Genomic DNA, 21,274 nt, shown 5'->3' with positions numbered 1-21,274 from the left:
AGGAATATAGCGGTTCAAGGTTATGTAAGGTACATTCTCAAAACTGGAAAGCTTGATAATCGGGAATTTTTGCGTACCTCACCCATGTAGTAACCGCTATAAGCTTTTTTAGTTAAGTTTCACGCTTAACAATATGAATGGAATCCTCAATTGAGGTGAGCGCACTCCTAATTTCATCCTTCAATGTCAAAGCTTCTGCCTTTATTCCATCTGCATGAGTGCGTAAATGTGTTAAGTGGGTGTTGATGTTAGTAATGGAATCCATAGCTGTTTGAATCCGCATAAGCTGAGCTTCTATTGCCCGACAGTCAAGCTTAGACAAATTGGATTGTTGAGTAGCTAATTGTTGCCGAACAATTAAAAATTGAATGCCTATAGTCAGTAGATCGTGTGTAGTCGCGACCCACAGACCGTATTCACATTCCCCAATTGCCCAATTACCTATTTCTTGCGCTAGACCGTTAAGAGAACAACTGAGGAAAATGGCAGCATTGGCTTTATGCCTAGCCATCGCTTTATTTAATTGGTCAGCAATCTGCTTACGCCCCCAAGGTTTTGACTCTCGGTTTCGCGCTTCAATGACGATTGATAGTTTTGTTGCTGCTACCGAAGTGGGGGCAAGCTTGATGAGAATATCGCCTGGTTGGTTTTGTTTGGCGACATAATGAACTTCAGCTCCGCTAAATTTTGACCAGGCTTGGGCTTCCACTAAAACGGTTTCTTCATAGCTGGTGCCTTTGGCAACGGTTTGTTGAAGAATTGATTGAGCAACCTCTTTTTCTCGGATTTGTTGACCCAACTTGTCTACTTCATCGGCAAGTGGTTTAATAGCCTCTAGGAGAACTGTTTTAACTGTTTTAGCTAAAGTCCCATTTTCTGCTGTGACATTTTCTAAAGCATTGGTAAATATTGTAGGCACTGAGTTAGATATGTCAGGATTTAACATATCCTTAATTTTATTCAAGGCAGCACCAAGCACTGAAGAACTTTTTGAGGGATCAATATCCTGAGCAAGTAAAACTCTTACCGCATCCACTTGCGTTGTAAGGACAGCTTTAGTCAAATTAATTTCGGCTTTTATTGGGGCTAATACTTGACCATTCTCTGCACCAATTTGACTGACTAACTTTTTCTCAAGGGTTTCAGGTATTGCTCCAACCGCTTTATTAAATTCGCTTAATAGTGTCTCCATTTGCCGTTTAACAAATTCAATCTCAGTACGGTTTTGGACTCTTTGTAAGCAAAATAACCCCATTTCAAAAGCTCTCAGGCAAGTCTGTTCGTATTCATCTGGCGGAATTTGTTGTAGGTAATGGACAGCATCAGGCAGAACAATTTCTAGATCATGGATTTTTATCTGGTTATTCAAAACCGAAATTTTGGCTGGGTATTTAGTAATACTCAAATCAGAGATGGAGTTTTTTCCATTTTTCGCTGTTGCCATTGGTCTACACTCCTAGATTTTTTTTCAGTCGGCTGTTAGCAGCATAAATTTGCATTCGTAATGGAAACAAGGGGTTTTAAGGCGAGTTGGTAGTGAGTCACGATCGGTTATTCAAAGGGGAAGTCCGGTGGTAGGGTGATAATTCCAGTTACAACCAGTTGTTTGAATTGGTTAAGCAGGTCAGCTTGCCGCAAGATCCGGGTAACGTATTTAGGACGGCGCTGAAAGTCGGGCCCCCAGTCTTTGACGGTTTTGGGGCTGGCGCCTGTAATTTCTGCAATCGCATTAATACAAACTTTCCTATAGTTCAGACCCGGTTCTTGAGTGACCCAACGGCGGCAATACTCCATCGGTTCCAGGGGCAACTGGCGGATGCTATCAATCCGATTTCCATTCCAAGGGGAACTCCTCCCTATCTGCATTCTTAGGCGCGGTAAGTGAATTACTGCTTACTGAATCCAAATTAGGGAATCTCTAGTCGCAAAACAATAGTTTTAGTCATGAATCACGACTAAATTATTCTTGAGGATAATCAGCAGGTAGGATTATTTTTCGGATTTGGTTGAGCATATCTGCCATGCGTAAGATATGCAGGACGTAGTTGGGTCGCCTCTCGAAGTTCTGTCCCCAATTGCCGATAGTCCTAGAACTCAGCGCCGTTGCTTCAGCTAGGGCAGTAATGCAGGCTTTTCTATACCCTCGCTCATCTGAGGACATCTCAACCCATCGTCTACAGTATTCCAAAGGCTCCAAGGGCAGGTTACTGAGTGCGTCAATTCTATATTCAGTTGTCTGGCGATTGCTGTCTATTACCCTGCGCCTTCTAAATGCCATTTTTACTCATGATTCGTGACTGTATATTTAACGGATATCATGAGTTGAGATGCGATCGCTTAATTACGAAATGAATTGGCTGGGCAGACCCTACTTGATGCTCGAACAGTCTCAGCCGAATGGATTAATGAGCTATCACAAATCGCCCCTCTGATGCCGAACTCCAAAAACTCGCACAGCGACTGCTTAAACCTGATGGTGAAGCGTGGGAGGAGGGGGAACTGGTGGATATTCGACTGGCGGAGGATTTGAAGCAGAGACGACAGTAGAAGCGTTGGCGATAGGTTAATTGCGATTGTGTCCCAGTTTGGAATATATTCTTTCAACCCACCCCAAGGCGGGAGGGTTGATGAAACCAACTAAACCAGGGGAGCAATAGCATCACATCCGGGTCACTTTCAACCCACCCCAAGGCGGGAGGATTGATGAAACTCGACAGGTTAGTTAGGTGCCAATGGCACTTAACTTTACTTTCAACCCACTTTCCGCACCCTAAAGTGTCACACTACGAATTTTGGCTTTTTGGGTATTTTGGTTTTGCGATCGCAAAACGGGTTTTCCAGTTCTTCGTATCAAAAATAACTCCATTAGGTCGGTAAATCCCGTAAAAACCGATTGTGACAGTAGGGGGTGCGGAATGTGGGTTTCAACCCACCCCAAGGCGGGAGGGTTGATGAAACTCAACGGCGACTGGCTTGCGATAATGAGGAACTAGCTTACTTTCAACCCACCCCAAGGCGGGAGGGTTGATGAAACCGAGTTGAACTGTTGAGCCGCGTTGATGAGGTCGTTCTTTCAACCCTCCCGCCTTGGGGTGGGTTGATGAAACTCAAGCTCCTCGACAGTAGCAATTGCAGTGGCAACTTCCAACCCACCCCAAGGCGGGAGGGTTGATGAAACTTTAATAGAATTAAAGAGCAAATGAATAGCTTCATCTTTCAACCCACCCCAAGGCGGGAGGGTTGATGAAACTTACTTGCTGCTACTTATTTCCGCTACTTACCTCTACTTTCAACCCACCCCAAGGCGGGAGGGTTGATGAAACTTACGATAGAGCCGCACTTGAATTATATAGTGAAGGACTTTCAACCCACCCCAAGGCGGGAGGGTTGATGAAACCACTGTAAGGGAGACAATAAGCAGAGTTTATGAAGTCTTTCAACCCACCCCAAGGCGGGAGGGTTGATGAAACTGTACATACTCTGACCAGTTGGCTCAGTGTAAATATAACTTTCAACCCACCCCAAGACGGGAGGGTTGATGAAACCGCGTATTGATAAATCGCACCCACTGACCGCAGCTTCTACTTTCAACCCACCCCAAGACGGGAGGGTTGATGAAACCCAGCAAGAACCCTTTGGCAAATTGTGTAGTTGCTTTCAACCCACCCCAAGACGGGAGGGTTGATGAAACCTAGCACCAGGGAATTTAAACTTACTCGTGTCCAGATAACTTTCAACCCACCCCAAGACGGGAGGGTTGATGAAACCGCGCCCGCTGAAACACTTGTCTACACAAGCTGACAAATACATTTTTGTCGGCTGATTTTAAATTGCTCATTTCAGCTCTTTCCCAAGGAGAAAGTTGACTGAAGTGAAAGCCTAAAACCAAGACTGGACAAGAGTTTTGAACTACTGACGGCAACTCAGGGATTTTGCCCCCGCTTTGAGCCGTCAAAAAAAATTAGGGAGGGCTCCCCCGAAGGGGACGAGTTCGGAGCCACCACTGCGGGAATCCGCACCCTTGTTAACAAGGGCTAGGGCTTTGGGAAAATTTACCTTCTCCCTCAGCTTCACCCATTTCGCTGGGAGCGCACCTTTCCCGCATACTATATACTCCAGTATTCATACACGGAATTTCTCGACCTATGAAGAAGGTATTCATCGGGCCAGCATCATGGGCGGGTAGCTACCAGGGTTCAGAAAGTAGGACTGTCAAACGAGCAGTCAAACAAACCCTAACTTAATCGCTGTACAGAGGCAATAAGCATGTACAAACGGCGCTATTAATCTCTTATTATATTTATATTGTCAAGGTTCACAATAGGTTGACCTAGCAAGCTGATACTTTACGGTGTTCACAAGCAGCTAGGACTAAATTCTTTGCTTTCTCTTGAGGAGTGTCCCCATGCGGTTGCCGTGCTTTTTCTGTGGCAATCCCAGCTCTTTGGGCTTTAACCTGAATACACTTAGCTAACCTGTTGTAACTCCAACGGTGAATGCTGGCACGATAATTCTTGGCGTAGCAATCTTGACGCTTTTGATAGCCGGGAAATCTTTGTTCGGCTCTGGCTTTCACTTCATTCTCCGCCGCTTCCCGGATATTTCTCAAGTCAGGTAGGACAATACTGCTAGCTCGATAGTGTTTTGCCACTGCCACAATCACTTTTGCCAGCAGTCTATCCACATACTCCCCTTGTTTCAATTCTCCAAAGTTACAGGGAACACCATTTTTTGAGCGTTATGGCGTTCGTGGCTGTTGAAGCGTTGTTGCTCTCGCTGACGCTTGAGTTATTTATACTGAGTCTTTTTCTTTTTAGTTTTCCCCCCTGAATTGGCTTGCTCAGTAATTGCTTAACATCACGGTATACCAGAACTTCGCCAGTTCCACTTGGCTTTAAAGGTACGGGGAGACATCCCTAACTGGCAGGTGGGGTAGAAGAGATGAATTAACTCCAATTCTCGTTGTCCGAGGGGACGAGGAGAGGTCATGAGTTTGTCTCCAACGGCAAAGGTTCGAGGTGTTCTTCCCAGCAGGTATCAGCGACACAGAACTGAGCGCCGGGAGATTCGGGATCTATGAGAATCAGATATTTCCATGCCCACTGGTAGCGATGAGAGGCAAAGGTGTAGAACCGCCCAATGACGATGCCCCTGTCAGTTTCGTCTGTATCAGATAGCGGCTTCCACTGGAGGTGATCGCCATACAGAAAACGCGGTATTGGGGCGCTATCTGGGAAGTTGGGGGGGAGGCGGACTGATGGAGGCGGTGCATCCAAACCGATTAAAGGCAAGTCCGGAATCACGATTGCTGGGGGTTGAGTGAATACAATCAAAAATACGCGATATACGCGATATACGCAATAATAGCAATATTAGCGAAAATAGAGCTTTTGCGAGTTTGTGCGAGAATGAAGCCTGAAACTCCCGTGTATAGCTTATTTGTGGTTGATAAAAGGAAATCTACGAATTATCAGGAGTTGCGGGGTTTTGTCCCTAAGACGCTTTCCTTGAAGTTCAAGGGAATTTGTAAAAGTTTGGGTCAGGATATTAATGTCGGTTTAGAGGAAGCGATCGCTAGCTGGATCGAAAAACAGCAACAGCAGGAAGACTCGCCACTGTCTGAGTCTTCGGTAGTAATGGCTGCATCGCCTGCACCGCTAGCAGTACCCACGATCGCATCTCTGATTGACGAAACTCTGAGTAACCGCGACTGGGCGCTTGGGAAGCTTGCTGCTGATGCCCAAATGCCTGTGGAACGGATTAATGAGTTACTAGAAGGCGATCGCGCCTCGGATGTAGAACTCCAAAAACTCGCCCAACAGCTTGTTAAACCGGATGGTGAAGCATGGGAGGAGGGGGAACTGGTGGATATTCGACTGGCTGAGGATTTGAAGCGGAGGCAAAAACAGAAGCGATCGCGTTGACTATCTTGCTCTCTTGTTGTTTGAGCAGTTTGAGTAGCTGTCGGGGAATTACGCGACCTGATTTTCTGTGTGGTACTGTTCATGAGCCTTTGTTGCGAAAGTCTAACGCTTCACACCAGAAGTTGCCAACTTAACTTAGATTAATAAGGGAAATACCTTGCTTCATAGATGGAACGACAGGAGCTAACCTGGTCTGGAGAACTCCATACGAGCCTGACTGTGGACATTGATGGCTCGTCGCTTCCATTTGACAAGTTCCGTAAAGCACAAGAGGAAATCGCAACCCTACTGCGCGAGGTAGAGCAGAAGCTCGCTGAAGATAAGCGTTCATCTGTAAGTTGGGTTGTCTCATCGATAACAACTGGTAGCGTTCACTTGACGCTTGAAGGCATACCTACAGATGAGGTGCAACCCTATAACATCAATGAAGTTATTACAACAGTCGAGACAGGTCTAGCTAATTTAGAAGAACGTCCAGAGCGACCACTATTCTTTTCTGACCGTGCTTTAGAGAGTGCTAAAGCGTTAGCTGAATTAGTTGGGAAAGATATTGTAGGGATTCAAGTTGGGTCTAATTCCCATAAGGTTAATCTCACTAAACATTTAGTCGCTAATGTAGATGAGTTAATCGGTGCGCGTTATAAAAGTTTTGGTTCTGTAGAAGGTGTGCTTAAGTCTATCACCATACACAGAAGACCAGCATTCAGAATTTATGATTTACTAACTGACAGAAGTGTAGCGTGTTACTTTCCCCCGAATTTTCTTGACAGGATAAAGAATGCTTTTGGTAAAAGAGTATCTGTTTATGGACTGATTCGTTCTAGGGAAGATGGTGAAAAAGTCAGTATAGAAGTTGAAGAGATGGAGGTTTTCCCTAGTAAAGGAGAACTTCCAAGGATTGAAGATGTAATTGGAATACTGGGAGGCGAAGATTGAGCCGTTCATCCAAGCCACTTCATTACTGGGATTCATGTGCATTCTTAGCTTTACTTAAAAATGAAGCTGATAAGATTGATGAGTGCAAACCAGTTATAAAGGCTGCTAATGATGGCAAACTAATAATTGTAACTTCGGCATTAACATTTATTGAAGTTATCAAACTCGAAAAAGGAAAGCCAAAGCTATCTAAGGATGTTGAAGAAAAAATTCGTTCATTTTTTAAGCATGAATGGATTTATATATACGACGTGGATCGAAAAATTGGAGAATTAGCCAGAGATTTAATGTGGCAGTATGAATGGTTAAAACCAAAAGATGCTACCCATCTGGCAACAGCAGTTCAGGCTAAGGTAGATGTTTTAGAAACCTTTGATGATGATCTGCTTAAGCTCTCTGGTACAGTTGGCAATCCTCTCCTACCTATCAGAAGACCGTATTTTCCCAGCCAGTTGGAGCTTTTTGAAGATAATACATAAGGGTTCTGCTGCTTATAAAAAGCCATCGCATCTCTAATTGAAGAAACTCTGAGTAACCGCGACTGGGCGCTTGGGAAACTAGCGGTTGATGTGAAATGCCTGTGGAACGAATTAATGAATTACTGGAAGGTGATCGCGCTTCAGATTTAGAACTCCAAAAACTCGCACAACGGCTGGTTAAACCGGATGGTGAAGCATGGGAGGAGGAAAAACTGGTGGATATTCGACTGGCTGAGGATTTAAAGCGGAAGCAAAAACAGAAGCGATTGTCAGCATGACCCGAAAACCTGCCTAATTTCTCTAACTGCTTAACTGCGGGGTTCTCACATAAGTTCACATAAGTTAATTAGCAGCCGCTGAAATAGCTGGTTCAAAAAGAGCTAAGTAGGGTTCGTATCGGTAACGCCGATTTCGCTGCCAGCCAGTGAACTCACGTAATAGGCCTAATTCTGCAAATTGCTCTACTATTTTACTAGCAGTAACGTAAGCACATTGCAGGTACTCTTCTACCAATCGAACATTAACGATCGGCTGTGCAAAGAGCAAGTCTAGCAAGCGCAATCCATAATTACTACCTCCAGTCAGATGGCCAATTACTTCACGATGTACTTCACGCAGGTCAAGAATGGAACGGGCGGTAGCAGTTGCTGATTGGCTTACCTCATAAATTCCTCGGAGAAAAAACTTTAACCATCCTTCCCAATCTCCATCAGTGCGGATCGCCATGAGTCGGTCATAGTATTCAGTGCGATGGAATTTGAGGTAATGGCTGAGGTACAACAAAGGACGCTGTAGAATACCCCGTTGGCAAAGCAGGAAGGTAATCAACAACCGCCCAATACGTCCATTCCCATCTAGAAAGGGATGAATAGTCTCGAATTGAGCATGAGCTAATCCACACTGGATTAGTACAGGTAGAGATGTTGTATCGTGTAAAAACTTTTCTAGATTGCCCAGTGCTTGATGCATCTCTGAAACTGGTGGTGGTACAAAAGAAGCTTTAGCTAAGTTGCAGCCACTTGAACCGATCCAGTTCTGGCTTTTACGAAACTCACCTGGGGTACGCTCACTCCCTCGTACTCCTTCAAGTAACTTGGCATGAATCTCCTTGATGAGCCGCAAGCACATGGGAAGCTCTTTGAGGCGTTCCAAGCCATAACGCATGGCATTAACGTAGTTGACTACCTCTTGGATATCCTTCGGATGTTCCTGACCATTGGCATCGATTTCAAACTCAAGTACATCTTCTAATGTGCTTTGGGTACCTTCAATCTGTGAGCTGAGTACAGCTTCCTGACGGACATACATGGCTACGAACAAGTCAGGGTTAGGCAAAATGGAGGTAGCTCCATCAAGCCTGCCTAGAGAGCGGTCAGCGTCAGACATCAGGCGGATAAGCTCTGCATCCATTGCGATTGGTGGGTCTGGAGGTAAGGGAGTCGGAATAAATGCCCTGTATCCTTCAACTTGTTTTACATATTGACCAGTTCGCATAATATGACCTAATGGTTGAGGGTCTTATTACAGTCCAATAAAATAAGACTGCAAATGTCACTTCTTATTTTAGTCAAATCCTATTTAGCAAAATAAGAGGTGGCGCTTGCCTCCCTTCTTACCCAGAAACTGGTTCTGTTGTTTTGGACAAGTATTCGGTATCTTATTCTAACCCTGGCAACTCTAGCTGAATTGGTTCTGAGCCTTGCGGTTTCGGCTTCCTGCCACGTCGCCCACCTTTTTTGCCTGTGGACTTCTTTGCGGCTTTGGCTTCCGCTTCTCGTTTTGCCTGTTCTGCGCGAATTTGCTCTAATAACACGGATGCAGGCTCATCGTTGGGGTCTTGGGGAACCAGTTCACCCCGGAAGGCTTTGGCGAGGATGGATTGGGTGAGTTGGTCAACGTAGCCTCTGGCTTTTTGGTAGCGTTGTTCGATTTGGTCAGCAGTTTTGAAGAGGGTTTGGACGCGGCGGACGATTTCTTGTTGTTCGGAAAGTGGCGAAACAGGAATTTTAAGTTGTTTTACTTCCTGACTATTAATATTATTAACTCCACTTGTAGACCTAGCTGGTATTTCAATTTGTAATCGAACATCATAACTAGATAAGACCATATTTAAATAAGTTGGGTCAATTAACTGAGGATTAGGACGCAGCCGAATTAAATAACCTGCATAGGCGAAATCTTTGTCAGCTTTGCCTATAAGTGCTGACTTTCCAACTAATGAGACGCTACCATTTGACCTAATCAATAAAATATCACCTGGAAATAGCTTGAGTTCTTCATATTCTTTTTCGGAAAGTTCTGCATATTTTAAATCAGACTGATCTATAGCTCCCTTAGATACATTAGGAATGCGTAATACAGGAACACCATTTGAATCATAGCTGCATTTTTGAGAGGTTCCATATTTTAAACTTGTGATAACATCGCCAACTGAAACTAAATACCAATTCAGTGGTAACTCACTCGAACTTTCTTTAAGGTTTTTGCGAAAAAGTTCCTCAGCGGATTCTACATCAGGATTATTTTCTCGCCAATCGGCGGTGAGGCGACCGGAACAAGCAGCAGACAGGACGGATTGACGGAAACGCTTGAGGATGCCGGGGATTTTGTCTAGTCGCTCTTTGCAGGTATCGACTTTAGCTAGTAGTTTTTCCAGCTTGGCTACAATGCGGCGTTGTTCGTTGATGGGTGCCAGGGGAATTTTTACCTCTGCTAATTTTGAGGCATTTACATTAGGGACAGCGATGCCTGCTGTAAAGTCTGAAATAGAACGCCAATAACTTTCAGACTTTAAATAAAACTCAATATACTTGGGAATTATCCACTCTAAAGGTTTGAACCTGATTAAGTATGAGGCAAACACGGCATCAACAGGAATTTCCTCAATTCTATAGCTAATTCCGACTGACCCAGCACGGGAAACAAGAATATCATTCTTTTGAATTCTGTACTTTTCTAAATTTTCAGGAACATCAAGACAGAAAGGAACTCGATCCCAGTTAATTCGGCCTGATGAAATATCGGTTGTACGAATATATCTTAAAGTTCCAGTACTACTTGCAGAACAAGTCCAGCCATATTGAGGTTTAGAACATATGTCTCCCAGTGTCGTTCCAGCCCACCCATTAGGAAGATTACTCACTCTTCGTCCTCTCTATCAACTTCCATTAACTGCAAAATATCCCGCAAATCATCCACAACAGCTTCTAACTCAGTAATCGCCTCACTCGCCAAAAATTGCGGCTCAGGTAAACTGTCTCCATCCTCCAAACTTTCATCTTTCAGCCAAGTAATATCAAGCTTATAATCCCGATCCTTAACCTCACTAATCGAGAACTTTCTAAACCGCCCCTCAAGCCCTAAATCAGTTCTGATACTCTGCCCATTTGGATCGTCCCCATAACATTGCTCAAACTCTTCAAAATGCCAAGACGTTAACGGACGATCCTTTTTAGTCACTCCAGGCACATTAGAACGAGCATCAAAAATCCAGACATTTTCTGTAGGTAAACCCTTTTGTAAAAACACCACATTTGCTTTCACCCCTTGCGAATAGGGAGTAAACGTGCCTCTAGGCAACCTCAAAACCGTGTGTAAATTGCAATCTTGCATCAAGATTTTGAATACTTCCCCCGCCTTATCCTCAAATAAGCAATTATCCGGCAAAACCAGCGCCGCCCTACCTCCAGGCTTGAGGATAGTCATAACGTGCTGAACAAAGTTCAGTTGCTTGTTACTCGTCTCAATCGTAAAATCATCCCGATCCGGCGCTTGATTCGCGCCCCGCGTGCCAAAAGGAGGATTAGTTAAAATGCAGTCATAGCGATCGCCCGAATCAGCCTCATAAATCGCATCCCCCAGATAAATCTTGGGTTCCAGCCCTTGCAAAAATAGATTCATCAGCGCCAGTCTACGAGGACGCGGGACTAAATCCTCACCATAATAGGTTTGGGTTTTAATCCGCTTAATGTCCTTACGGTCAAATACCCCACCAGTGATATCCAATAGCCACTGATAAGCACACACCAAAAAACCACCCGTGCCGCAAGCTGGATCACAAATCTTGAAATGAGGGCTACTTAAAGGATTAGGCTTCATCACCCGGACAATCGATTGAATCAGCACCCTTGGCGTAAAATATTGCCCTGCACCCTTCTTACCTTCACTGGCGGCTTTTTCCAACAACCCCTCAAACGCTGCTGCCTTGACATCCACACCCAGAGAACTCCAGTCTTCCTCATCAATCATGGTGATGATCCGCTTGAGATTGACGGGATTATTGAAACGAGGCATCGACTGAGCGAAAATATCACCTAGCAATCCAGGAGATTCCCGGAGTGTGCGGAGTACATCCAGATAATGATCGGTTAATTCGGTGCCTGAGCGTTTCTTTAAACTCTCCCACTCACACTCGGAAGGCACATCAACACCCTTTTCATCCGCCATTTTGAGGAATAGCAGATAAGTTAATTGCTCGATATAGTCGCCATAATCTATCCCGTCATGACGCAGCGTATGACAAAAGCCCCAGAGTTTATTTACAACGTCAGACATAATTGCTTTACTTTACTTTTTTGGCTAGGGTGTTTTACTAAAATACTATTCATGGCTCATTTAAGTTAATTAAATTAATTTCTCCAGTTTCTAAAAGTTTTTCGACTGAAAGTATAAATGGTAGGGGTTTGTCCTTTTTATAGTATATTTGTTTCCAGTTTTTCCATTTACTTAATTCCTCATGTTTCCAACAAACAATTAGAGGGCATTTTTCGTGAGTTTCATAGTGTCTATGACGAGTGTAGTTAAAACTTTCAAATTCAAATTCGACAGAGATTTCTGTTGTTGCGTATATGGTTAAATCTTGATTGCAAATAGCAAAATCAATTATAGCATCAGGAAACCGTGTTCTAATTCCTTTGATTTTCAAAAAATATAGTTGATATTTTAGGGGAATTTCACAAAATCCCAAAAAATCTGAATCTTTAATAGTTAATTTTTTGCTTTTGATTATAGGGAAAATTGTACAAAATAATCCGACTAGCCCTTGTTCATCAATAGGTTTTTTGGAATAAATATCTTCAATTTCTGGAAAGCAACTTGTTTGAATATCCTGCCCCCATATATCTGCCCTTGCGCTCTTTTTTTGTTCACTTTGGCTCTCATAATCTAATATTTCAGTTTTAAGAGAATCTATAAAGTCAAAATCTATTTCGGTGGATTTCTGATTCTCATTGCTTTCACTGTTGTCATCGCTAAAAAGCGATAAATTTTTATTATTGGATTGGTTCTGTAAATGTCTTTGGTGTTTGCTTACTACTGAAGCTATAATTCTTTCAGTATAGGGTATGTTATTTTCTTTATTCTTATTTTCAATTTTCAATAGTTCATTTAATAATTTTTCTATAGCTTTTTCATCCTTTAAACGAATTACTTGTTCTAAGTGTGAAATACCCATTCTTTTGCTTATTAAATTAGGATTTTTTATCCATTTAAAAATTTCCAGTCGTATATCTGTTTGGGCTTTTGATAAACCAATTGTGTCAGATATAAAAATTTCAAACTCCAGAGAAAACATAGCTTCCAAAAGTTTAACACTATAACTATCAGGTAAATGTGTTTTTTCAAATTCTTCTAATCTTTGCTTTTTTAAGTAAAATAAGTTTCTTCCTATTTTCCAAGCTGTTCTTCCTTTTTCTTTATCTTGCTTGATTAGTTTAGTTAATTCCTCTATTAATGAACTATTTTCTGATTCTTCTTGATCGGTTTGAGGAGAAGGAAATTCTTGATTATCATTCACATTATTCATTAACTAATCTCCGAGTATCTAATTTCTGAAATGCCCATCGTAAAATGTTTACTTTCCTAAGCTGCGATCGCAGCATTAATCGCATCAATCAGCGCCTCTAGTCCACCTGAAAAGACTTTTTTTGCCTTACCTTTCCCTCCGACTCGTTCAAAAATCGGCGCATACTCAAAATCATCCATTTCAATGGTGAGATTCTGCACTAAATGCTCTTGGATATAACCTAGCCACTTTAGCTGCTCGTCATTAAACGACTTGCCAACCATAACAGATGCGATCGCTCTCTCGATCCGCTCCGCCGCCGTATAAATTGGCTCATCAGCACGGGCAGCGCATTTCACCATCGAGATAATATCAGCCAGGGCTTTATTGTGTACCAACTGAGTCGCCCTTTGCAGTTCCGGTTCTCGAAACTGATTTTGTCCCAGCTTTTCCCGAAGTTCGTTGAGTGCCTGAGTTTTCCAATCTCGCGGGCGTTCTAGTAAGATAGCGATCGCTTCTATCTGCTCAGGATTTTCTCGCACAAAGCGGCAGAAACTGTCTAGATAATCCTCTGGTTTTTGCCCCCTAATCATCACCTCAGAGGAGACAGTATCCTCTTGCTCGTAAGCGACTAAAAAATTCTGTTTAGCTCTAGGGTAGTTTTCTAACAAATCTTGAAAGCCGTGATCTTGCAGTAAGTTGAGCGTGTTTGTAAAATCCCGCTCAATCCTTTCTGTCAATTCCCCTGCAAACCTGCCCATATCACCATCAGGAATATAATCAGCAAACCGCTCCCTTGCTTCATCACTCATTCCTCGATCAATCCGTCGCAGACGCTTAACCAGAGATTTAAGGTTGTAATCTCGGTCAAGATTCTGGTAAATCTTCTTAATGACCTGCCCAACTGGTACTGGGTCTTTGCGGGGTGGCTCTATCTTTAAATCGATAGTGTTGGCAAAGTATTCAATCAGAGAACCCCCGAAGCAATCAAAGATTTTAAAGTGAGTTTTGTTAATCTCATCACACAGGCGAGTACCTCTACCTAGCATCTGCACCCAGAGAATTCGAGATTTCACTGGACGCATAAACACAACAAATTCCAGACTAGGGATGTCTACTCCGGTACTGAGCATATCCACTGTCACTGCTACCTTGGGTTGAGGACGATTGCGAAACTCCCGAATCTTTTGCAGGGGTCGATCTACACTAGGACTGCCTGTAATTTTCTGAACAAAATCATCCCCCCGCCCAAATACTTCTTTGCAGATGCCAACAATCTGATCCGCATGGGATCTATGAGGCAAATCATTGACTGCAAAAATCAAAATTCTCGGAAAACGCCCCGTTTCTTCCTCATGCCTGTCGGCATATTTGGCAATATCTTCAATGATTTTGCGGTTGCTATCGGGTACTGTAATTTTACGCTCAATATCGGTAGTCGAAAACTCCCGCTCATCTTCTAACTCGTCGTAAATCTCCTCTCCGGTTTCAGTATCAACTACGCCAACCTGTTCCCCTTCCCGCAGAAAAGCTCCATTCATCCGAACATTTGAATAAATGTAAACTGACTCATAATCGACCAGATAGCCATCTGCGATCGCTTCTTCAGTGCTGTAACGGTAGACCACCTCTTTAAATAAAGACAGCGTATTCACCGCTGGAGTCGCCGTCAGTCCAATCTTAATAGCATCAAAATAGTCGAGAGTATTGCGCCAAGCACTTGTCTCTTTAGCGGTATATCCCCGATGGCACTCATCGGCAATAATTAAATCAAAAGCGTGAATGGGAATACTTAATTCTTCTGCATCGCTTTCGTCATCAATATCACCATCTTCTGAGACCTCAACACTTGCTTTACCAAACAGATTGATGGTCATTCGTTGGATGGTGGAGACATAGACAAAGGTATGAGTAGATTGGGGGGCTGTTAGATAGGAACTTGGTAACACTTGGGGGTCAAATGCTTCTTCCTCACCAAAGTCCTCTCGCCGAAACCGCTGGCTATAGACCTCGTATTCTTGATTAAACTTATTTCCCCTCGGCGTGTTGAACGAAGCAAACGTTCTCACTGCCTGCGCTGCCAAGGCTCTGCGGTCAACCAGAAACAGAATCCGTTTGGCTACCTTAGATTCCAGCAACCGATAAATCTGAGCAACCGTGAGAAAGGTTTTCCCGGTTCCAGTTGCCATTGCCACCAGCATGGCGCGTTTACCTTTGACAAGGGCATCTTCAGTGGCAGCGATCGCATTTTCCTGGTAGGGGCGAAGCCTCTCAATTAGCTCAATTGGACTATTCTGTAACCGAGCGTAGCTGGCAGCTTGGTCATGCTCAAACAGTTCTGTTAAGGCATCCGCCGTGTGAAAATTCGCAATTTTACGAAAGATATTCTGTTCGCCTCTGACATCGAGGAAATAAATAATTTCTCCATTCGTGGAGTAGAGAAAAGGAAGTCGGTAGTCTCGCCAATTCCCAATCCCATCAAACGCTGTCCGCGAGTACCGTTTTGCCTGTTCCAAAACATTTTGTGCGCCGACTGACACTTTTTTGGCTTCAATGACCCCCAAAAATCGCCCTTTCACAAATAGGGCATAATCAGCAGGTCCACTAGCTGTAGGGTATTCCTCAACCGCATGGCATTGAAGTGCAGAAGTATCCAGCCCCTCTCGATACTTGATAATATCCCACTTGGGATTGAGCGACCTAAGCTTAGTGTTAATCCGCTGTTGCCTGGTCTTCCACTCCGATTCTTTGCTCATTTGTGCCTACGTCTTGTCTTGTAAAGCCGGAAGTTAAAAGCAATTCAAAGAGCGCGATTGCTTTGCTCCACGCTCTACTCTCTTAGTGTTCCCACTTATTAAGTCGCAAATCACAGCTAACCATTCTGGCAGGGCAAACGCATCTTAATTTTCAGCAGACAAGGAAAGAAGATATGGGTTGCAGAGGCGGAAAATTAGAACGTTGCCGTTGTAAACCTACTCATGAAGCTGAAGCCCAAATACAAGTTGGTTGAGCATCTTAGCGAGATTGACGACCCTCGCATAGAGCGCAGCAAACGTCACAAACTCATCGATATTCTGACAATTGCCATTCTAGCGGTCATTTGCGGAGCAGATAGTTGGGTGGCAATGGAAAATTTCGGACAGGCAAAGTTCAAGTGGCTAAAGCGCATCTTAGAGCTACCGAACGGCATCCCCTCGCATGACACCTTTGCCCGTGTGTTTGCTCGCTTGAATCCTCAACAGTTGCAGCAAAGTTTCCTGGAGTGGGTTCGTTCTCTAGTTCGTCTCAGTGGTGGACAAGTGATTGCGATTGACGGCAAAACCCTACGCCAGTCCTATGATTCTGCGGACGGCAAAGGAGCAATTCATATGGTCAGCGCTTGGGCAAGCCACAACCGTCTGGTGCTGGGACAATGCAAAGTGGATGACAAGTCCAACGAAATCACGGCTATTCCCCAATTGCTCAAAGTGCTAGAAGTGAGTGGGTGTGTCATTACGATTGATGCGATGGGTTGCCAGAAGGAGATTGCCAAACTCATTGTCGAACGGGGTGCCGATTATGTCCTGGCGCTCAAAGACAATCAGGGGAATCTCTTTGAAGATGTCCAGCAGATATTTGCTCAGGCTCAAGCCATTAATTTTGCTGGCATTGAGCATGATTTTCACCAAACGTTGGACAAAGGACATGGACGGGTAGAAATTCGTCGCTGCTGGACGATGGGACAGGTAGAGTTTTTGATCGATGCCGACAAGTGGGTAAAGTTCACCAGCATTGGGATGATTCAGGCAGAACAACGCATCAATGGCAAAATCGAACGAGAAACTCGTTACTACATCAGTAGTTTGACCAGTGATGCACATCGGCTCTCAAAAGCAGTTCGCAGCCATTGGTTAGTGGAAAATTCACTCCATTGGGTCTTAGACTTGGCATTTCTGGAAGATGCTTGTCGCATTCGGAAAGATTATGCACCAGAAAATTTGGCTCTGGTGCGTCATGTTGCCCTCAACCTGCTCAATCAGGACACGACTCTCAAGATTGGCATCAAGAATAAACGGTTGCGGGCGGGTTGGGATGAAGACTACTTGCTCAAGGTGTTGCTCGGATAAGATGCGTTTGCCCTGACCATTCTGGCTTCTGAATTGACTTTCAGCCAGCAATGTGAAATCGATTCTCTTTCAAAGTCTTTGTGGAAAGGTAAAAGGCGATTATTACCATCCTGTGTCCAACAGTTGGACACATCAATCACATTGCTTCTTGAGTGTAAATTTTGTACGAGGTCTAACTGAGATTGAGTTGCTTGCCCAGCCAGTTACGGAAGCTGGAATGATAGAGACTGTAACAGGTTGCTCCACCGATTTGCTGTTGCTGTAAGAATTCAATCCAATTTTCTAGCACTTCCTCTCATCAATGATTCGGCAATTAGAGTGTAGTCAAGCTGAGCTAAGTTAAAAACACGTCACTCGCGATCCCTTATCAAACTCGCTTCTGTCGTTTCGCCATCTTCGCGAAAGGCAGAAAACAATGCAGGCATTCACCGTGTACCCACAACGCAGGGACAGGGAACGGTGTCTCGCAGTTGGTGCATTTTGCTAACAAACGCAACTGATGGCGAGCGCACCCCCATCGCTCCTTAAACTGCCACTCAAGCCGATGATAGGGGTTCTCCCCATAACAAGCTGCACATAACAGAATCGGTTTAGGCTGCATTACCACACCCTGAGAGGGCAGCATTTGATACAGCCTTTCAATCTCAACCCCCACTATAGAGGCTAAAGCCTCTAACTCTTGCCTTGTGGGAAAGGGATTCAAGTAAAACTTTTCCCATCGCCCCACAATCGAACCAATTCCTGCGAGTCTACCTAATTCCCCAGGAGTCAAATAATTATTCCGGCGAAAGCGCCCTAAAAAATGGCTGATACTTTCGCCTTCTAAAGGTTCTACTTGGAAAAACCAAGGTTTATCCTCAACTGTTTCCACTACTCAAATCGCTCCACCACTTCATGCAACGTCACTTTATCAATAGATTTCAACCCTTTCTTTAAAGATAAAATTGCTGCTTTTCTGATTACTTTATCTAATAAACCAAGTTTACCTCCTGTTTTTAGATACAAAAGCTTTAAAGTTTCTTGTCTGTTGAGATTCGATGGCGCTGGTAAGTCAGCAATCTCCCGTTCCCATATTTCTACTATCTGGGGGAATTTCTTTTCCGATATGACATCAAAGCGGTAACACTCTATGAAGCGATCGTGAATATACTCATTTCGCTTGATTAAATTATCTAGTCCATCTGTACCCACAAGAATAATTGAAATCTTTAACAAATCGTAAATACGGGCAATTTCGCTGAACGTATTCAGCTTAAGAAAATTGGCTTCATCAATAATAATCATCTCTACATGAGATTCTTTCAGAACCCGTTGAACCCTTTTTCTAAGTTCGGTTACTTTCCCCGTAGTTGCACCATACTTAAGAAGTTCAAGAATTAATACTAATAATTCTCCTACGGAACAATCTCCAGGGGCTTGCAAATATAAAACGGGTACAATATCTCGCCTACCTGGTTTTTTATGTGGCTTATTTAGAAGCCTGTAAACATCGCAAGTAATAGACTTACCTGTTCGCGGAGGAGCCACAATTCGCCCTGGTTGCTTCGATAGGCGCTGCATATCCAACCATTCATGGATCTGTTGCATATATTCCATTTCTACAACGAGTGGAGTAATTAATCGCTTAATTACTGGTTGCAATTCCTCAGCGATTGGCTCATCCCCCCATAATTTTTGCACCCATTTCTGCAAATTAGTATCTGTCATTATCAGTATTGTCTTTCTTGTTTCATCTTAAACACTAGGAATATCGTTTAGGTAAATTTGGGCATTTGTGAGCAAGGGATATCCAAGAGTTTAAAAACTATTCATCGTAATCTGCACTGAGTTGGTCGAGGTTAAAAACTCTAGGACGTTGCGGTTGAGTTTCAGGCTGTGTTTCGGAAGATTCCACCGCTTCTAATTGAATATTTTTAGGTGACTCGTAAATAGGATGCACTTGAGCTTGTTCTGATTTTTTGCGTTCCTGTCGGCTTTTTTTCTTTTGCTTGATGAAAACATCCCGGTCGCGGACTTCTGCCAAGATAGATTTATTATTAATATCTTTCCCTGTCTTACGCAGTTTACGACTAGCCGCTTTATTATCTTCAAAAGAAAGTTGCTCGGTTTCTAAATCTAGAGCATGGGCAGCAGTTAGAAATACATCTTTCCCCATCTCCGAACGGTATACCCAAACGGTGGTGATATCTCTAGGGTCAAATCGGAGGACTACAGTTTCGCCAGCGTAAACTGGCAGGCTATCACCCCGATACATGATATTTTCAAAGCTCAAATACCCACCTCTGTAGATACTGCGGCGAGTTTTTTTCATCAGGCAGATATCTAATTCCCGCTCCTTAATTACAGGTGGCAAAGCAGGCAATCCTGCATCCCACCGTTGAAAACGAGTCTGATCTTTTGTTCTGGCATCAATGCGCTGATTATACCTATCAACGATGTAGCGCACCAATAGCAGATGTAGCTCTCGTAGCGTTAAGCAAGCTTCTTCCTCAGCTTTCTCTGAGCGTTCCTGCACGTTTGAGCCTAAATATCCGTATAATCCCGCTAGAAAATCAGTATTAATTGTCCCAAATCCCCGTTCTTCTATACCCCCTTCAGAAGGGCGATCACGCAAATGGCACTCAAAGCCAAGTTCAAAAGCAATTTGCTTTACATGCTCCGAACGAAAATCCTTGCCACCATCAGTGAACAAGTTTTCTGGAATGCCATAAGTTCCCCACTCACACTGAAGGTTAAATTCAGAACTGTAGTGCTTGGGTAAAATTGCATGGCGCAAAGCTAAGGCAACAACTTGAGAACTCGGTGCATCGAAGCCTAAATGAATGCCCATGATGCAGCGAGAATAGCTGTCGGTGATTTTGGTTAGCCAAGGACGAGCCAAAGGTTGATCATATTGATCCACCAACATGATGTCTAGTTTTGTATGATCGCACTGCCACACATCATTGCTATGCCGCACGTCCAGAGTTTGCCCATCGCGAGTCTTATGGGATACTCTTGACCCTCGCCACCCAATATTTCGTACCTTCTGTTTCTGTTCTTGTCGGTCAATTATAGGATTAAGAACCCTATACACACTCATGTGGCTAGGGTATTTCTCGCAACCTAGCTGATCCGCTTTAGCTTGTACCCTAATTGCCACCTGAGCTGGAGTCATCTTTTTACTACCTTTATTCCCCTCCTTACCTTTATTCCCCTCCTTAAAGGTTTTAATAATGAAATCTTGCCAGTCAGGATCAATTCGGTAATTGCCTTTATCGGAGCGCTCGGTGTCAGTAATCGCCGATAAACCTTCTTTCTGATACTTGTTAACGAGTCGCTGTACTGTCCGAACCGTTTTCCCCAGTTTGTCCGCTGCTTCCTTCAATTTTTGCCCATAGGTTTTGCGATCGCATGGTGCAATCAGGCTTTGAATCACTTCCATCCTGAACTTTGCTTCGTCTGACAGTTCAGTTGCGATCACAATTTCTTCTGTTACTTCTTTCTGATGGATTTCTTCTCGGTCATTGTCCTCGTCAGAAAGAAAAGATTCAACACCAGGATCTATCAGTGGCATTTCTTCCATAGTCGGGCTTCTATGTCAAGACATGAATTAGTAGCGGTGTAGCATCGCCGAGTTTAAGCGCGACACAGCTAAGTATCAGCACTCTCGTTCTCACCCTACAGAGGTAAAGAAGTAGCTAGACCTAAATACACAGTGCATTTTAGTACATTCGTACCATGCGCTTAAGTAATATCATACTTGTTTATTTCCAAAAAGCGACACTTTATTTGTTAAAGAATGTAGAAAATTTAGAAAAGGTTAATTTCAAAGAAGCGACATCTAAATTGTTAATTTTTTAAATAACGACAAATAAGTTGTTAAAATCAATTTTGGAAGAAAACACATTAAAAACGGCTAAAGCCTTTTAAGGGTAAAGGTTTTAGCCATAATAGCTTCGACGACAATAATTTGTTAAGACGACAAATAATGTGTTATTCGACACCTTAGCGTCTTTGCGGTTCTTTTTTTTATAATCTGAGCTTATCTAGCCAGAAAAGTACAGA

The 21,274-nt window shown here is 43.5% G+C and carries 18 protein-coding genes, 1 pseudogene and 1 CRISPR repeat array; of the genes and pseudogenes, 5 read left to right on the top strand and 14 right to left on the bottom strand.

Annotated elements, in window-relative coordinates; all coding sequences use genetic code 11:
* Window positions 1-112: 112 nt before the first annotated feature.
* The 6 genes and pseudogenes from H6F63_RS11685 to H6F63_RS11665 form a co-directional block, all read right to left on the bottom strand.
* Window positions 113-1,444 (bottom strand): hypothetical protein, encoded by a 1,332-nt coding sequence (locus H6F63_RS11685; RefSeq protein ID WP_190637505.1) that lies wholly within the window; start codon window positions 1,442-1,444, stop codon window positions 113-115.
* A 107-nt stretch (window positions 1,445-1,551) separates the two neighbouring features.
* The gene (locus tag H6F63_RS11680) at window positions 1,552-1,866 is read right to left on the bottom strand and encodes a hypothetical protein (protein ID WP_190637503.1); all 315 of its coding nucleotides are present in this window, start codon (window positions 1,864-1,866) and stop codon (window positions 1,552-1,554) included.
* Window positions 1,867-1,960: 94 nt separating this feature from the next.
* Entirely contained in the window at window positions 1,961-2,278 is a 318-nt protein-coding gene (locus H6F63_RS11675; protein WP_190637501.1) for a hypothetical protein, read from the bottom strand.
* A gap of 643 nt (window positions 2,279-2,921) precedes the next feature.
* A CRISPR array of direct repeats spans window positions 2,922-3,767; the repeat unit is 37 nt; unit sequence CTTTCAACCCACCCCAAGGCGGGAGGGTTGATGAAAC.
* Between the two features lie 563 nt (window positions 3,768-4,330).
* A pseudogene (gene cas12k, locus H6F63_RS11670) lies at window positions 4,331-4,720 on the bottom strand (type V CRISPR-associated protein Cas12k); the annotation flags it as partial.
* Between the two features lie 137 nt (window positions 4,721-4,857).
* The gene (locus tag H6F63_RS30495; protein WP_277876393.1) at window positions 4,858-4,989 is read right to left on the bottom strand and encodes a hypothetical protein; all 132 of its coding nucleotides are present in this window, start codon (window positions 4,987-4,989) and stop codon (window positions 4,858-4,860) included.
* Complete coding sequence (locus tag H6F63_RS11665; RefSeq protein WP_242019679.1) at window positions 4,986-5,333, bottom strand: hypothetical protein; 348 nt, start codon at window positions 5,331-5,333, stop codon at window positions 4,986-4,988. Before H6F63_RS11665 ends, H6F63_RS30495 begins: the two co-directional genes overlap by 4 nt.
* 75 nt (window positions 5,334-5,408) lie before the next feature.
* On the opposite strand from H6F63_RS11665, the gene H6F63_RS11660 reads away from it, so the two are divergent.
* The 4 genes from H6F63_RS11660 to H6F63_RS11645 all read left to right on the top strand — a co-directional run bounded on the left by H6F63_RS11660 (window position 5,409) and on the right by H6F63_RS11645 (window position 7,617).
* Window positions 5,409-5,924 (top strand): hypothetical protein, encoded by a 516-nt coding sequence (locus H6F63_RS11660; protein ID WP_190637498.1) that lies wholly within the window; start codon window positions 5,409-5,411, stop codon window positions 5,922-5,924.
* Window positions 5,925-6,092: 168 nt separating this feature from the next.
* The gene (locus H6F63_RS11655) at window positions 6,093-6,860 is read left to right on the top strand and encodes a hypothetical protein (RefSeq protein ID WP_190637496.1); all 768 of its coding nucleotides are present in this window, start codon (window positions 6,093-6,095) and stop codon (window positions 6,858-6,860) included.
* On the top strand, window positions 6,857-7,339 hold the full coding sequence (locus H6F63_RS11650; RefSeq protein WP_190637494.1) for a type II toxin-antitoxin system VapC family toxin: 483 nt from the start codon (window positions 6,857-6,859) through the stop codon (window positions 7,337-7,339). Before H6F63_RS11655 ends, H6F63_RS11650 begins: the two co-directional genes overlap by 4 nt.
* Window positions 7,340-7,434: 95 nt before the next feature.
* Entirely contained in the window at window positions 7,435-7,617 is a 183-nt protein-coding gene (locus tag H6F63_RS11645) for a hypothetical protein (RefSeq protein ID WP_190637492.1), read from the top strand.
* A 64-nt stretch (window positions 7,618-7,681) separates the two neighbouring features.
* Here the strand turns inward: H6F63_RS11645 and H6F63_RS11640 are convergent, their stop codons facing one another.
* From H6F63_RS11640 to H6F63_RS11620, 5 genes are all read right to left on the bottom strand, one after another.
* Window positions 7,682-8,833 carry a Fic family protein gene (locus tag H6F63_RS11640; protein ID WP_190637490.1) on the bottom strand — a complete coding sequence of 384 codons (1,152 nt, stop codon included), beginning with the start codon at window positions 8,831-8,833 and terminating at the stop codon, window positions 7,682-7,684.
* A 163-nt stretch (window positions 8,834-8,996) separates the two neighbouring features.
* The gene (locus H6F63_RS30965) at window positions 8,997-10,481 is read right to left on the bottom strand and encodes a restriction endonuclease subunit S (RefSeq protein WP_190637488.1); all 1,485 of its coding nucleotides are present in this window, start codon (window positions 10,479-10,481) and stop codon (window positions 8,997-8,999) included.
* On the bottom strand, window positions 10,478-11,893 hold the full coding sequence (locus H6F63_RS11630) for a class I SAM-dependent DNA methyltransferase (RefSeq protein ID WP_190637486.1): 1,416 nt from the start codon (window positions 11,891-11,893) through the stop codon (window positions 10,478-10,480). Before H6F63_RS11630 ends, H6F63_RS30965 begins: the two co-directional genes overlap by 4 nt.
* Before the next feature lie 49 nt (window positions 11,894-11,942).
* A complete protein-coding gene (locus H6F63_RS11625; protein WP_190637484.1) occupies window positions 11,943-13,142 on the bottom strand; it encodes a hypothetical protein in 1,200 nt (399 codons plus the stop codon).
* A 56-nt stretch (window positions 13,143-13,198) separates the two neighbouring features.
* A complete protein-coding gene (locus tag H6F63_RS11620) occupies window positions 13,199-15,877 on the bottom strand; it encodes a DEAD/DEAH box helicase family protein (RefSeq protein ID WP_190637482.1) in 2,679 nt (892 codons plus the stop codon).
* Window positions 15,878-16,099: 222 nt separating this feature from the next.
* On the opposite strand from H6F63_RS11620, the gene H6F63_RS11615 reads away from it, so the two are divergent.
* The gene (locus H6F63_RS11615) at window positions 16,100-17,227 is read left to right on the top strand and encodes an ISAs1 family transposase (protein ID WP_190637480.1); all 1,128 of its coding nucleotides are present in this window, start codon (window positions 16,100-16,102) and stop codon (window positions 17,225-17,227) included.
* 367 nt (window positions 17,228-17,594) lie between these two features.
* Here the strand turns inward: H6F63_RS11615 and H6F63_RS11610 are convergent, their stop codons facing one another.
* The 3 genes from H6F63_RS11610 to H6F63_RS11600 all read right to left on the bottom strand — a co-directional run bounded on the left by H6F63_RS11610 (window position 17,595) and on the right by H6F63_RS11600 (window position 20,792).
* A complete protein-coding gene (locus H6F63_RS11610) occupies window positions 17,595-18,098 on the bottom strand; it encodes a TniQ family protein (protein WP_190637478.1) in 504 nt (167 codons plus the stop codon).
* Complete coding sequence (locus H6F63_RS11605; RefSeq protein WP_190637476.1) at window positions 18,098-18,934, bottom strand: TniB family NTP-binding protein; 837 nt, start codon at window positions 18,932-18,934, stop codon at window positions 18,098-18,100. The genes H6F63_RS11610 and H6F63_RS11605 overlap by 1 nt, the downstream gene beginning before the upstream one ends.
* A 97-nt stretch (window positions 18,935-19,031) precedes the next feature.
* Complete coding sequence (locus H6F63_RS11600; protein WP_190637473.1) at window positions 19,032-20,792, bottom strand: Mu transposase C-terminal domain-containing protein; 1,761 nt, start codon at window positions 20,790-20,792, stop codon at window positions 19,032-19,034.
* Between the last annotated feature and the right edge of the window lie 482 nt (window positions 20,793-21,274).

The organism is Trichocoleus sp. FACHB-40, assembly GCF_014695915.1.
Lineage (GTDB): Bacteria > Cyanobacteriota > Cyanobacteriia > Cyanobacteriales > FACHB-T130 > Funiculus > Funiculus sociatus.
This window is presented reverse-complemented; position numbering and strand designations above follow the sequence as displayed.